13 protein-coding genes are annotated in these 14297 nt (G+C 46.6%); 8 read left to right on the top strand and 5 right to left on the bottom strand.

The features are described 5' to 3' along the window. Positions 1–260 precede the first annotated feature (260 nt). The 4 genes from frdA to frdD are packed head-to-tail and all read left to right on the top strand — an operon-like array spanning position 261 to position 3575. A complete protein-coding gene (frdA, locus tag NL646_RS19575) occupies positions 261–2060 on the top strand; it encodes a fumarate reductase (quinol) flavoprotein subunit (RefSeq protein WP_005496469.1) in 1800 nt (599 codons plus the stop codon). Then, complete coding sequence (locus NL646_RS19570; RefSeq protein ID WP_005456956.1) at positions 2060–2800, top strand: succinate dehydrogenase/fumarate reductase iron-sulfur subunit; 741 nt, start codon at positions 2060–2062, stop codon at positions 2798–2800. Before frdA ends, NL646_RS19570 begins: the two co-directional genes overlap by 1 nt. Positions 2801–2802: 2 nt before the next feature. Beyond that, a complete protein-coding gene (gene frdC / locus NL646_RS19565) occupies positions 2803–3186 on the top strand; it encodes a fumarate reductase subunit FrdC (protein WP_005381491.1) in 384 nt (127 codons plus the stop codon). Between the two features lie 11 nt (positions 3187–3197). Then, positions 3198–3575, top strand: coding sequence for a fumarate reductase subunit FrdD (gene frdD / locus NL646_RS19560; RefSeq protein ID WP_005456924.1), 378 nt, complete (start codon positions 3198–3200; stop codon positions 3573–3575). A gap of 101 nt (positions 3576–3676) precedes the next feature. Here the strand turns inward: frdD and NL646_RS19555 are convergent, their stop codons facing one another. After that, positions 3677–5080, bottom strand: coding sequence for an SPFH domain-containing protein (locus NL646_RS19555; RefSeq protein WP_025626800.1), 1404 nt, complete (start codon positions 5078–5080; stop codon positions 3677–3679). Between the two features lie 268 nt (positions 5081–5348). Continuing rightward, on the bottom strand, positions 5349–5915 hold the full coding sequence (gene efp / locus NL646_RS19550; protein WP_005456976.1) for an elongation factor P: 567 nt from the start codon (positions 5913–5915) through the stop codon (positions 5349–5351). A 33-nt stretch (positions 5916–5948) separates the two neighbouring features. On the opposite strand from efp, the gene epmB reads away from it, so the two are divergent. The 3 genes from epmB to NL646_RS19535 all read left to right on the top strand — a co-directional run bounded on the left by epmB (position 5949) and on the right by NL646_RS19535 (position 9642). Further along, entirely contained in the window at positions 5949–6971 is a 1023-nt protein-coding gene (epmB, locus tag NL646_RS19545) for an EF-P beta-lysylation protein EpmB (RefSeq protein ID WP_253664592.1), read from the top strand. 707 nt (positions 6972–7678) lie between these two features. Continuing rightward, a complete protein-coding gene (gene alr, locus NL646_RS19540; protein ID WP_005496464.1) occupies positions 7679–8893 on the top strand; it encodes an alanine racemase in 1215 nt (404 codons plus the stop codon). A 251-nt stretch (positions 8894–9144) separates the two neighbouring features. Next, positions 9145–9642 (top strand): MgtC/SapB family protein, encoded by a 498-nt coding sequence (locus tag NL646_RS19535; protein ID WP_005482203.1) that lies wholly within the window; start codon positions 9145–9147, stop codon positions 9640–9642. Between the two features lie 82 nt (positions 9643–9724). Here the strand turns inward: NL646_RS19535 and NL646_RS19530 are convergent, their stop codons facing one another. From NL646_RS19530 to NL646_RS19520, 3 genes are all read right to left on the bottom strand, one after another. Then, positions 9725–10288 carry a hypothetical protein gene (locus NL646_RS19530; protein WP_005457036.1) on the bottom strand — a complete coding sequence of 188 codons (564 nt, stop codon included), beginning with the start codon at positions 10286–10288 and terminating at the stop codon, positions 9725–9727. Positions 10289–10587: 299 nt separating this feature from the next. Next, entirely contained in the window at positions 10588–12231 is a 1644-nt protein-coding gene (groL, locus tag NL646_RS19525; protein ID WP_005482180.1) for a chaperonin GroEL, read from the bottom strand. A 77-nt stretch (positions 12232–12308) separates the two neighbouring features. Beyond that, positions 12309–12599, bottom strand: coding sequence for a co-chaperone GroES (locus tag NL646_RS19520; protein ID WP_005381516.1), 291 nt, complete (start codon positions 12597–12599; stop codon positions 12309–12311). A gap of 229 nt (positions 12600–12828) precedes the next feature. Between NL646_RS19520 and NL646_RS19515 the strand changes: the two genes are divergently transcribed. Continuing rightward, complete coding sequence (locus tag NL646_RS19515) at positions 12829–14211, top strand: MATE family efflux transporter (protein ID WP_021453404.1); 1383 nt, start codon at positions 12829–12831, stop codon at positions 14209–14211. Positions 14212–14297: the final 86 nt, after the last annotated feature.

The following is a 14297-nucleotide window of genomic DNA, read 5'->3' as shown; positions in this document are numbered from 1 at the left end:
AGTAATGTCGGGCAACACTCATTTAACATTCATGGATATGACGTTTGAGTTTCAAATGTTTCGTGCCGTGATAGCAGTCACATAACCTATAAATTCTATGCCCTTAAGTGCATTACCGAAGCAAAAACCCAATTACATCAATTTTTCTGCCATGTGGCTCATCTACACTAACCCTACTACTTTTGGGGAGTTCTTTTAAAAGAGCGCCTCGCAATCACAATAACAAGCGGATTTCCGCAATCACACACTGGAGGATAACTGTGCAAATTATCACCACAGATATCGCAGTCATCGGCGCAGGCGGCGCTGGTCTTCGTACTGCTATTGCAGCGGCTGAAGCAAACCCTGACTTAGAAGTCGCTCTGATTTCTAAAGTTTATCCAATGCGCTCCCACACGGTCGCTGCAGAGGGTGGCTCAGCAGCAGTTATCAAGGATGAAGATAGCTTAGACAACCACTTCAACGACACTGTTGGCGGTGGTGACTGGCTATGTGAACAGGATGTTGTTGAATACTTTGTAGAGAACGCGACTCGCGAAATGATCCAAATGGAGCAATGGGGTTGCCCATGGAGTCGTAAAGAGAACGGTGAAGTCAACGTACGCCGCTTTGGTGGTATGAAGGTTGAACGTACTTGGTTCGCTGCAGACAAAACTGGCTTCCACATGCTTCATACGCTATTCCAGACATCAATGAAGTACAGCAACATCAAACGTTTTGATGAGTACTTTGTGTTGGATCTGCTTGTTGATGAAGGCGAAGTTCAAGGTCTGATTGCTATTCACATGTCTGAAGGCGAGCTTGTTACTATCAAAGCAAAATCTGTTGTTTTAGCAACAGGTGGCGCGGGTCGTGTTTACCACTGTAACACCAATGGCGGTATCGTAACGGGCGATGGTATGGCAATGGCTTACCGTCACGGCGTTCCTCTACGTGATATGGAATTCGTTCAATACCACCCAACAGGTCTTCCTGGCACAGGTATCCTGATGACGGAAGGTTGTCGTGGTGAAGGCGGTATCATCGTTAACAAGAACGGCTACCGTTACCTACAAGATTACGGCATGGGCCCTGAAACTCCAGTTGGCCAACCAAAGAACAAATACATGGAACTGGGTCCTCGTGACAAAGTTTCTCAAGCTTTCTGGCACGAACAACAGAAAGGCAACACCATCAAACACCCACTGGGTGACGTGGTGCACCTAGACCTTCGCCACCTTGGTGAAGAGTACCTACAAGAGCGTCTACCGTTCATCTGTGAGCTAGCAAAAGCTTACGTAAACGTGGACCCTGCAAAAGAGCCGATTCCAATTCGTCCAACCGTTCACTACACCATGGGTGGTATTGAAACAGACGGCGGTTGTGAAACTCGCATTAAAGGCCTATTCGCGGTTGGTGAATGTGCGTCTGTTGGTCTTCACGGTGCAAACCGTCTAGGTTCTAACTCACTGGCTGAATTCGTGGTATTTGGCCGCGTAGCTGGTGAAAACGCAGTGAAACGTGCGGCAGAATTCAAAGGCTGGAACGACGCGGCAATTGACGCGCAAGTAAAAGCGGTTGAAGAACGCATCGCGAAACTGATGAACCAAGAAGGCGACGAAAACTGGGCAGAGATCCGCACAGAAATGGGTCACACCATGGAAGCGGGCTGTGGTATCTATCGCCAAGAAGATTTGATGCAAGCGACTATCGACAAAATCACTGAGTTGAAAGAACGCTACAAACGCATCAGCATCAAAGACAAAGGTAAAGTGTTCAACACAGACCTTCTATATGCAATCGAAGTGGGTTACGGCCTAGAAGTCGCTGAAGCGATGGTTCACTCTGCGATTCTACGTAAAGAATCTCGCGGCGCGCACCAACGTCTAGACGACGGTTGTACAGAGCGTGATGACGTGAACTTCCTAAAACACTCACTTGCTTTCTACAAACCAGATTCAGCGCCAAGTATCGATTACAGCAATGTGACCATCACTAAGTCACAACCAAAAGCTCGTCTATACGGTGAAGCAGCAGAAAAAGCAGCGGCTGAAGAGAAGAACGCAGAGGAGCAAGCATAATGTCAGCAAATCGCATTCAAAAAGTAGACATCCTGCGTTACGACCCAGAAAAAGATGCAGAACCATACAAGCAAACATTCGAAGTACCATTCGATGAAACCATGTCTGTGCTTGACGCACTTGGCTACATCAAAGATCACCTAGACAAAGATCTGTCTTACCGTTGGTCTTGCCGTATGGCGATCTGTGGTTCTTGCGGCATCATGGTGAACAACGTACCGAAACTTGCTTGTAAGAGCTTCCTACGTGACTACCCAGACGGCGTGACTATCGAGCCTCTAGCAAACTTCCCAATCGAGAAAGACTTGATTGTTGATATGACACCGTTTATCGAACGTCTTGAAGCAATCAAACCATACATCATTGGTAACGACCGTAAACCAGAAGACGGTACGAACTTGCAAACGCCAGAACAGATGGCGAAATACAAGCAGTTCGCTGGCTGTATCAACTGTGGTCTTTGCTACGCAGCATGTCCTCAGTTTGGTCTAAACCCAGAGTTCATCGGTCCTGCGGCACTAACGCTAGCGCACCGCTACAACCTAGACAGCCGTGACAACGGTAAAGATGAGCGCATGAAGCTTATCAACGGTGAAAACGGTGCTTGGGGTTGTACGTTTGTTGGTTACTGTTCTGAAGTTTGTCCAAAGAACGTTGACCCAGCAGCGGCAGTAAACCAAGGCAAAGTGGAGTCTTCTATGGACTTCGTGATTGCTATGTTGAAACCTCAGGAGGCATAAGGATGAGCAACCGTAAACCTTACGTTCGTGAAGTAAAACGCACTTGGTGGAAGAACCATCCTTTCTACCGCTTCTACATGCTACGTGAAGCGACTGTGCTTCCTTTGATCCTATTCACTCTGTTCCTAACTTTCGGTTTAGGTTGCTTGGTGAAAGGTCCTGAAGCTTGGCAAGGTTGGTTAGCGTTCATGGCGAACCCAATCGTAGTCGCAATCAACATCGTTGCACTGCTAGGTAGCCTATTTCACGCTCAAACTTTCTTCAGCATGATGCCACAAGTAATGCCAATTCGTTTGAAAGGCAAACCAGTGGACAAGAAAATCATCGTATTGACTCAGTGGGCCGCTGTTGCGTTCATCTCACTGATCGTTCTCATCGTGGTGTAAGGAGCTGAGCAATGAAACCGAATTATAGTGTAAACACATCACCAAAACGTTCTGATGAGCCAATCTGGTGGGGTCTGTTTGGTGCGGGCGGTACTTGGTTCGCGATGCTGACGCCAATCACTGTTCTTGTGCTAGGTATCTTGGTACCACTAGGCGTGATTGACGCAGAAGCGATGAGCTACGAGCGTGTCTCTGCATTCGCAACCAGCATCATCGGTGCGCTATTCATCATTGGCACGCTAGCATTGCCAATGTGGCATGCAATGCACCGTGTACACCACGGCATGCACGACCTTAAATTCCACACTGGTGTGATTGGTAAAGTAGCATGTTACGCATTTGCAGGCTTAATCACTGCACTAGCAGTTATCTTTATCTTCATGATTTAAGAGACTGACCCAAAAGAAAAAGCTGGCTCAATGCCAGCTTTTTTATTGCTTTGGGTTACCAATGATCTTTTTGCTTTTTAAGCTTTTGACCACCCATGATCTTATTGCTGTGTGACCTTCTTTGTTTGGTCCATAAGACCCAGAGCACCAAAGCCAGTAATCACATCTAAGTTCGTTTTCAAGCCCGTTTCGTCACTTCCACCGATGTAGTTTTGTGGCATCTGAACTTGGAAGTTTTGCAAGTTGTTGTACAACGAGTTCGCTACGTCTCGATTCAATTCCGCCAAGTAAACTTCACGGTTTGCTCCTAACGCCGCATACTTACCTTTTAGGACTTCAGATTCTGCGCGACCTTTCGCTAATATCGCTTTCGCTTCAAACTCTGCGGAAAGTGCGTTCGCTTTTTGAATCGCTAAGTTAGCCTCGGCAATTGCCAACTCTTTCTCTTTCTCAACTTCTGCAAGTCGTTTGGTCTTTTCCACTTCGACGATTTCACGTTCCGCGATTTGGCGCGCAACCTCGACCTCTTTTTGCTGTGAAATAATCGCCAACTCTTTCTGACGCTGTGCATCTTGCACTTCACGAGTACGTTGAATTTCTTTCCGTAGCTGCTCCGTTTCCGCCTGTGCTTTCGACGTTTCTTGTTCCTGAATCGCACGAATGCGATCTGCCACTAAACGCTTTTTATCCGCCAGCAATTGGTCGAGCTGTTTCTCTGGTTGTGGATCACCAATGGTTACCTGCGTTACCTGAATACCGTATTGTTGCAACGGGTTATCCTGACGAATCGGTTGCCCGGTTTTGTCTACGACTGGCACCGTTTTCCAAACCAGCTGATTGGTACGTTGCAATTGGTTCGCGTTAGCCTGATTCGCCCCAACAGGCGCAAGGTCTAGTTCTTCCACTTCAACCTGACGTCGCTCTGTAAGATAAATCCCCTCTCGCAACTGATCGCCAAGTTTCGATTTGAACTGGTTCAAACCACCTTGGAAAAACTCTTCTCCGGTGTATTGCGTGGCGGTAATCACTGTCACGTTACGCGCATTTTTCACAAGCAGTGCGTCGATCAAGTTGTTGTTATTGCGAAACTCACGATGCATCTTTTTTAGAGCTTCTGGATCGTTACTCAATTTAAAGCGGAACGTCACTGGTATTTGGCCAATATAGGTATCAGCGAAACGAACTTGAACCGAATCAAGACGTTGGTAAAAGTCTTCACCCTTGCTGTTACCAAAAGACACTGTGATCACTTGATCGTACTTAGTGATTTTGGATAGAAATGGCATCCGGAAATGAATACCAGGTTCAGTAAACACATCCAACTCACCAGTGATGTTGTTTTGATGCACATAACTATAGCCAGCATCTGTCATCAAAACCGAACTGTTGATCGTTAAGCCTACAGCCAGTAAAGGCACACCAATCAATGCCGTTTTTATCCCGCGATGAAGCAACTGACGTCGTTCTTCTACTTTTAAGCCTTGTCCTAAGCTTCTGCTTTCCATGTTTTTCTCCTTATTATTTCGGTTGTCATTGAGTTAAATCGATGAAAATCAAGCTGCTATGCAACTCGCTGACAACATGTGTTAATGTATCAAATTGTTACATTAAGAAATAATCGAAAGATTCATGAAATTAATGCGATTTTTACGAATAATACAAAATAGATAAGAATATGCGGTGAGCTTCGTATTTCGCTGAAAAGCAGTAGAAAAGGGAAATTGCGGGCAATAAAAAAGGCCGCCGAAGCGACCTTTCTCAGAGAAGTATTAATTACTTCACACGACCTACGTATTCACCAGTACGAGTGTCAACTTTGATCACTTCGCCAATTGCGATGAATAGTGGAACACGAACAACAGCGCCAGTTGCTAGTGTAGCTGGTTTACCACCAGTACCTTGAGTATCACCTTTCAGACCTGGATCAGTATCTGTAACTTCTAGCTCAACGAAGTTTGGTGGAGTAACGGTAATTGGGTTACCGTTCCAAAGAGTGATCATACAAGTGTTGTTTTCTACCAACCACTTAGCGTTTTCACCTACCGCTTTCGCGTCAGCTGCGATCTGTTCGAACGTTTCATTGTTCATAAAGTGGTAGAATTCGCCGTCTGAATATAGATAATCTAGGTCGATATCCATTACGTCTGCCACTTCACAAGTGTCACCAGACTTGAATGTTTTCTCTAGCACTTTACCAGAAAGAAGTTTACGAATTTTCACGCGGTTGAACGCTTGGCCTTTACCTGGTTTAACGTATTCGTTTTCCAGAATTACACAAGGCTCATTATCAAGCATTAACTTAAGACCGCCTTTAAATTCATTGGTGCTAACTGTAGCCATTTTTTCCTCTTACATTCTTAGAGCTAAATTCCAATGCCGCACATAATAACCCGAAAAGTCGATTCTGTTGAGCAAAACTGGCTCAAACAGTTGGCGAATGGGATCTCTGATCCTGCAAAATTGCTCGAAATACTGGAAATAGATCCCTCACCGTGGCAAGACGGGTTTGCCGCACGCAAGCTGTTTGCACAGCGTGTACCGCAAAGTTTTGTCGATAGGATGGAAAAAGGCAATCCTAAAGACCCTCTTTTGCGTCAGGTTTTACCCTTGAGTGACGAGTTTGAAGTGCATGCAGGCTATTCCAATGATCCTCTTGACGAACAGGACAATGCGATCCCGGGATTGCTGCATAAATACAAAAACCGAGTGCTGATGATCGTCAAAGGCGGCTGTGCGGTGAATTGCCGTTATTGCTTCCGTCGTCACTTCCCATATCAAGAGAACAAGAGCGGCAAACAAGCTTGGAGCCAGTGCATCGAATACATGGCGGAAAAACCAGAGCTCAATGAGGTGATTTTCTCTGGCGGTGATCCATTAATGGCAAAAGACGATGAGATTCATTGGCTGCTGGAACACATTGCTAAGATTCCGCACATCAAACGTCTGCGCATTCACAGCCGTTTGCCTGTAGTGATCCCAGCTCGAATCACAGATGAGCTGTGTCAGTTGCTAAAAGCGTCACGCTTGCAAATTATCCTTGTTACGCACATCAACCATGCTAATGAGATTAACGATGAACTGCGCCAGGCAATGAAAAAACTAAAAGAAGCCAATGTCACCCTGCTAAATCAGGGAGTTTTACTAAGAGGCGTTAATGATTCCGTTGATGCCCTGAGCCAGCTCAGCGAGGCCCTGTTCGATGCTGGGATCCTGCCGTATTACTTGCACGTGCTAGACAAAGTCCAGGGAGCGGCCCACTTTATGGTCGATGACGAACGAGCCCGACAACTAATGGCAGGCTTATTAGAAAACGTCTCTGGCTACCTGAGCCCGACCCTCACCCGTGAAATCGGCGGCCGAAAAAGCAAAACGCCGCTCGACCTACACCTTGCATAACCATCTATAACCCCTACAAATCATGAGATTTTGTGTCAGTCGAGACGCAAAATCTTACGATTTCTCTCTGATTTTTGTTTATTTTCAGAAAACTCAATAAAAAAGACACCAAACCGTTCTAAAACATTTAAGTCTCATGTAGTCTCTGCCGCCTAGATTGTTTGCGACACAAAATATGGAATGAAAATCACACTATTGTAATGAAAAATGGTCGAGTTTACGACATCCATATTCAACCAAACTGAAGATGAAAGACGTTAAGAACGGTAGCCAGTAAACGTGAAGTCTACGCAATGGTAAATGCCTTCATCGCCTTTAAGGCAGCCCTGCGGAAAGTTAACCAGTCCATCAGAAAGTATTGCGGCAACCATTACCTAGCTGAAACCGATGATTCGGGACGTAACCAAGCATTCTGTCGACCAGGCCAACGCCTCACTTAACGGTTTACGCAGCGAAATCTCAACCGTTACCAAAGCATGGAAGAGAGGATTGAATCGGTCAAAGAGAGATCTTTTCCTGCGAACACTTATCATTCAATCTTGCCGCACTGAGCAACAGTGCCGAAGAAAACCGATTATCTACTAAGGACGCACAACAAGGGGTTGAAGAGCGGAAACGCAAGGCTACTGCGCTACGCGACGTTGTGCATCTATTTACACTTTAACTTCAACCAACAAGAAGAAAAAACTCATAACAGGAGATATCCTTTGAAACTGAAACTTAGCCTAACTGCACTGGCTCTGATGGGCCAAACAGCCGCACATGCCGCTCCTCTGCTAGTTGATTTTGATGACAGCGAGCGCGAAGAGCGCGTTCAGGCGAGCAACGCTTGGCTGGAAATTGATACTCAGGCATTTTCAAATAATATTCAGTTGCTTCAGAAGGATCTAAAGGGCAACACTCAGATCTGTGCCATCATGAAGGCTGACGCGTACGGTAACGGTATCGCAGGCCTGATGCCTAGCATCATCGCGAACAACGTTGCATGTGTAGGTATCACCAGTAATGAAGAAGCTCGCGTAGTGCGTGAGCATGGCTTCGAAGGCAAGATCATGCGTGTCCGTGCGGCTAGCCGCAACGAAATTGAAAACGGCGTACAGTACGAAATCGAAGAGCTGATTGGCACTAAGATGCAGGCGGATCAAATCATCGAGATTGCATACAACTACAATACCGTTATTCCTGTTCACCTTGCTCTGAATACTTCAGGCATGGGTCGTAATGGTCTGGATCTGACAACGTATGAAGGTCAGGTTGAGGGTGTGGAAATCGCAAGCGATCCTAACCTAAAAATCGTAGGTATGATGACCCACTTCCCGAATGAAGGTCTTGATGAAATCCGCCGCAAGGTTGACCGTTTCAAAGTAGAAACAAAGTGGCTAATGGACAGCGCAGGTCTGAAACGTAAAGACATCACACTGCACGTGGCTAACTCTTACATCACGCTAAATCTGCCTGAAGCACATCTGGATATGGTTCGTCCTGGCGGCATGCTGTACGGTGATTACCCTGCAACCCTACCTTACGAGCGCATCGTGTCTTTCAAAACACGCGTAGCATCACTGCACTTCTTCCCTGCAGGCAGCACAATCGGCTACGGCAGCACTAAAGTTTTAGAGCGTGACTCTATCCTGGCTAACCTGCCTATCGGCTACTCAGACGGTTTCGCCCGTTCACTAAGCAACAAAGCTGACGTTCTGATCAACGGTCAGCGTGCTCGCGTAATGGGTAAAGCGTCAATGAACACTACTATGGTTGATGTCACTGACATCATTGGTGTTCAGGCAAACGATGAAGTAGTTGTATTTGGTCGCCAAGGCTTTGAAGAAATCACAGCAGAAGAAACCGAAGAGAAAAGCGGTCGTATTCTGCCTGAGCACTACACTATCTGGGGCGCAACTAACCCTCGCGTTTACCGTTAAACGGCAAGTGCAATAGTCACCAAGGCCAGTCTCATACTGGCCTTTTTTATGCCTGTTGTTTAATAACAGTCATTCCACCAAAACGATAAAATAAGATCATCGCCAATTTGATCGTTTTTGCTCTCCATTTGGCTCATCGTCGCGCTCCAAACCAGAAGCAGATGTTCAATGTAAATTTGTCGACACGAACGATCCTTTTTGTTCGCTTTGCAGGATAAGTCTATGCATACTCCGCTGCTTTGGAGGTCAAGATGCATACAACATTCGAACAAATTTTCGATCTTGGCCCATTCAGTTGGCCTGCCCTATTTTGCTGTGCCATCAATGGGTTAATGATTGGCATAGAACGCCAAACCCGTGGTAAACCAGTAGGTATTCGCACAGCAATTCTCATTATTTCAGGCACCTACCTGTTTATGTCGATGGCAGTGTCATTATCACCAAACACGCTCGACCAAGCTCGTGTGCTTGGTCAGATAATTACTGGCGTCGGCTTCTTGGGTGCAGGCGTGATGATGACGCTGGATGGCAAAATCCATGGCGTCACTTCGGCAGCCGTCATTTGGGTACTGGCAGGGCTCGGTTTGATGATCGGCCTCGGTTACTTAATGCAATCGGTCGTGATTACCTTGCTTGCGTTGAGCGTTCTGCTTGGCGTGGATAAAGCCGAAAACCGTATCAAGGCGTTACGTCGCGGTGTTCATCAAAAAATTCAGCAGCGCAAAACCTCCTCTCGCTTGATCAAATAAGAGAATGGTTGGCCTGTTTCAATTTTCCAATAAAAAAGCCCGCGAACATCGCGGGCTTTTTGGTATCTGGCTTTTGCTAAGATTATTTAGCGAAGTTGATGATAGGGAAACATTTGAAGAAGCCGTTATCCGCACAGTTCAACAGACCAATTTGCACGCCATCGATTTGGTCTGTCATGTTGAAGAAGCCAAGTTGGAAGTTAGACTTTTTAGAAATACTCGCCAGACCAACATCTGCCATGGTGTAACCTTCTGAGTAGTTCACCGCACTCCAGTTTAGGCCTTTCACGTTGTTCGTGATGTTTACCGCACCAAAGTTCACACCGGTTGTTTGGCCTTGGTTCCAGTTAACCAAACCCAGTGATGCACCTTTCATTTCTTGGTTTACTTTCGCTGCCCCAAAGAACAGACCGAAGTTCACACCCGTAGTACGGTCAGTTTCAGACATACCTAGAACTGAGAAGTCGACGCCTTTTACTTCGTTTACTTGGCCATGCAGTACCGCCAAACGAACACCACCAACAGCAGAGTTTGATGGAGCGTTAGTATGGTCGATCGTTGAAAACATCACAGGGGTGCTATTCGCAAGAGCAACAGGTGATGCGATAGTGGCTGCAACAGCCAATGACGTCATAAGCTTTTTCATTTTTATCTCCATGATGGTAAGCAGTAATTTACAACATAGTGTAATGTTCAGATTTTGCGCTATTCGGACACAAAAAGTGTTAGCAATAGGTCATATTTAACAATCTGACTATCCTAGAAAAAAATTCATCTCAGTTATTTTTCTGTTTTTCCACTGACGCTGCCGGAACGCATCCCTCACAATTCACATCTTCTTTTACCTGCCCTGAAAAATGCACAGTGGGCAAACACCAGACGCAAAAAAGCCGAGGTTCACACCTCGGCTTTTTGTTCTACTCGGCTTGGAATAGCGCGGGATGATTACATCATGCCCATGCCACCCATACCGCCCATACCACCCATGTCAGGCATGCCTGCGCTTTCTTTTTGTGGTAGGTCAGTTACCATCGCTTCTGTTGTGATCATGAGACCAGCGACAGACGCTGCAAATTGTAGAGCGCTACGAGTTACTTTAGTTGGGTCTAGGATACCCATCTCTAGCATGTCGCCGTATTCGCCTGTTGCTGCGTTGTAGCCGTAAGAACCTTCACCCGCTTTCACGTTGTTCGCAACAACAGAGTCTTCGTCACCTGCGTTCTTCGTGATTTGACGGATTGGTGCTTCCATTGCACGTAGCGCAACGCGGATACCAACGTTTTGTTCTTCGTTGTCGCCTTCTAGGTCAACAATCTTAGATGCAGCGCGGATTAGTGCAACACCACCACCAGCAACTACGCCTTCTTCAACCGCTGCGCGAGTCGCGTGTAGCGCGTCTTCTACGCGGTCTTTTTTCTCTTTCATTTCAACTTCAGTCGCTGCACCAACTTTGATTACTGCAACACCGCCAGCCAGTTTAGCAACACGCTCTTGTAGTTTCTCTTTGTCGTAGTCTGAAGTTGCGTCTTCGATTTGTTGACGAATTTGAGCAACGCGGCCTTGGATCATCGCTTCTTCACCCGCACCATCGATGATGGTTGAGTTTTCTTTCGTGATGCTTACGCGCTTAGCCTGACCTAGATCTTCAAGCGTTACTTTTTCTAGTTCTAGACCGATTTCTTCAGAAATCACAGTACCGCCAGTTAGGATAGCGATGTCTTGTAGCATTGCTTTACGACGATCACCAAAACCAGGCGCTTTAACCGCAGCAACTTTCACGATGCCACGCATGTTGTTCACAACCAATGTCGCTAGAGCTTCGCCTTCTACGTCTTCTGCGATGATTAGCAGTGGACGAGATGCTTTTGCTACTGCTTCTAGAGTTGGTAGAAGCTCACGAATGTTTGAGATCTTCTTATCAACTAGAAGGATGAATGGGTTTTCTAGCTCAACGCTGCCCGCTTCTTGGTTGTTGATGAAGTAAGGAGATAGGTAACCGCGGTCGAACTGCATACCTTCTACTACGTCTAGCTCGTCTTGTAGAGCCTGACCTTCTTCAACAGTGATAACACCGTCGCGGCCAACGCGTTCCATTGCTTCAGCAATGATGTTACCTACGCTTGCGTCAGAGTTCGCAGAGATAGTACCAACCTGTGCGATTGCTTTGGTGTCGTTACACTCAACAGAAAGCTCTTTTAGTTGCTCTACTGCCGCTGCAACAGCTTTGTCGATACCGCGCTTAAGATCCATTGGGTTCATACCCGCTGCAACTGCTTTTAGACCTTCATTTACGATTGCTTGCGCTAGTACGGTTGCTGTTGTTGTACCGTCACCCGCAGCGTCGTTTGCTTTAGACGCTACTTCTTTAACCATTTGCGCGCCCATGTTCTGGAACTTGTCTTCCAGCTCAATTTCACGCGCTACAGATACACCGTCTTTAGTGATGGTTGGAGCACCGAAAGATTTATCTAGAACTACGTTACGACCTTTAGGACCCAGTGTTACTTTCACTGCGTCAGCCAGAACGTTTACACCTTCTAGCATCTTAACTCGTGCGTCATTACCAAATTTAACGTCTTTAGCAGCCATCTTTGATTTCCTTTCTAAAATTCTTTGTGTTTGATTTTCAATTTGAATCTGAGCAAAAAATTACTCAATGATTGCTATTATTCAACGATCGCCATGATGTCGTTTTCAGACATGACAAGCACTTCTTTACCGTCGATTTTTTCAGTTTTAGTACCGTAACCTTCAGCGAAGATAACGGTGTCACCAACTTTTACGTCTAGCGGTAGTACTGTGCCGTTTTCTAGGATGCGGCCTTTGCCTACAGCTAGAACAACACCGCGAGTTGATTTTTCCGCAGCAGAACCAGTAAGAACGATGCCACCAGCAGACTTAGATTCAACTTCTTTACGTTCAACGATAACTCGGTCATGTAATGGACGAATGTTCATCGGTCGTCTCTCCTGAAAATTTCCATGTTTATTTGATAATTGCCCGCGTTGGGGCACGTGATCCCTATATAAGGGGTCAAACGAGTAATCCCAAGGGGGAGACGTATTTTTTTTGTGACTTAGTTAAAATAACGAACAGCTAAGCAACGGTTTGCGTGCGAAATGCTCACTCGCCCAGCTTCTCGCTTTCTTGTATCCTTGCAGTTTGCCCACCAGATAGATGTTCAACATGCTGGAAAAGAACAAGCCAGAAAACCACGCGACAGATAAGCATGGTTTGCTGAGCGCGCCCATTCCCGAAACACTGCGCAAGATGACCGTCCCCATGACCATGGGCATGATCGCAATTTTAATGTTTAACTTGGTGGATACGTTTTTTATCTCGTTGTTGGGGACGCATGCCCTCGCAGCAATCAGCTACACGTTTCCTGTCACCTTTGCGGTTAACTGCATCACGATGGGGATCGGGATGGGGCTATCGACCAACATTGGCCGCTTACTTGGTCAAGGTCATGCTCCACAAGCAGCGCGATTTACGACTCACGGTTTGCTGTTGGCGGTGTTGCTCGTCGCTATCGCTTCTTCTATTGGCTTTGCTACCATTGCGCCACTGTTTCGTTTCCTTGGCGCGGCCGACGATCTGATTCCACTCATCGAACAATACATGCAGGTGTGGTATCTCACCATTCCACTGTTGGTGATTCCAATGGCGGGCAACAGTGCGATCCGTGCCACTGGCGACACTAAGACACCCGCTAAGATCATGATGTTGGCCGGTCTGATCAACGGCATGCTCGATCCACTACTGATTTTCGGTTATGGCCCCTTCCCAGAACTTGGCATTCAAGGCGCTGCTATAGCGAGTGCCTTTAGTTGGCTAGGCGCTTTGTGCGGCTCTTTCTATGTGCTGGTTAAACGCGAAAAACTGCTCGCACAACCTCAATGGGCCTCATTGAAACAAGATTGGCAACAGACGTTAAAAATTGGCACCCCTGCAGCGCTATCCAATGCGATGAATCCGTTATCGGGGGCGATTTTGATGATGCTGCTATCTAGCCACGGCACGGCAGCGGTGGCAGCTTACGGCGCTGCGCAGCGTATTGAGTCGATTCTGATCTTAGTGTTGATGTCGCTGACCTCCGCACTCACGCCATTTATGGCGCAGAACTTAGGGGCAAAAAATCCTCAGCGCGCTTTCTCTGGTTTGTTTCTCAGCATGCGTTTTGCTGTGGTGTTCCAAGGGTTTATCTTCTTGATGATGGTGCCATTGAGCATTCCTTTAGCGGCGTTATTTTCACAAGAAGAAACAGTAAAGAATCTACTTTGGCACTATCTACTAGTGGTTCCATTTAGCTATGGTTTCCAAGGTATTGTGATGATGTTGGTGAGTGGGCTGAATGCGATGCACAAGCCGCTACGCGCTTTCCAATGGAGCTTCATGCGCCTGTTTGTGTTTACGCTGCCTGCTGCATGGGTTGGCAGCCAAGTGTACAGCATTGAAGGCTTGTTCATCGGTATTGCGCTGGGCAACACACTAGGTGGGCTGCTGGGTTACATGTTCGCGTTGCGCGAACGTAAATTGACGCTGATTGAACAAAACAGCGCTTCGTAAGATTCTACCCGATACATCAGCTTCCTTTCGCTGATACTCAAATACAAAAAAACCGCGGAAAGCCGCGGTTTTTCTTTATCTATTTC

This window comes from Vibrio sp. Y20_XG_PY13, assembly GCF_024181925.1.
Classification (GTDB): Bacteria; Pseudomonadota; Gammaproteobacteria; order Enterobacterales; family Vibrionaceae; genus Vibrio; species Vibrio parahaemolyticus.
Note: the sequence above shows the minus strand (reverse complement) of the source record. Positions and strands in the feature narration are given on the sequence as shown.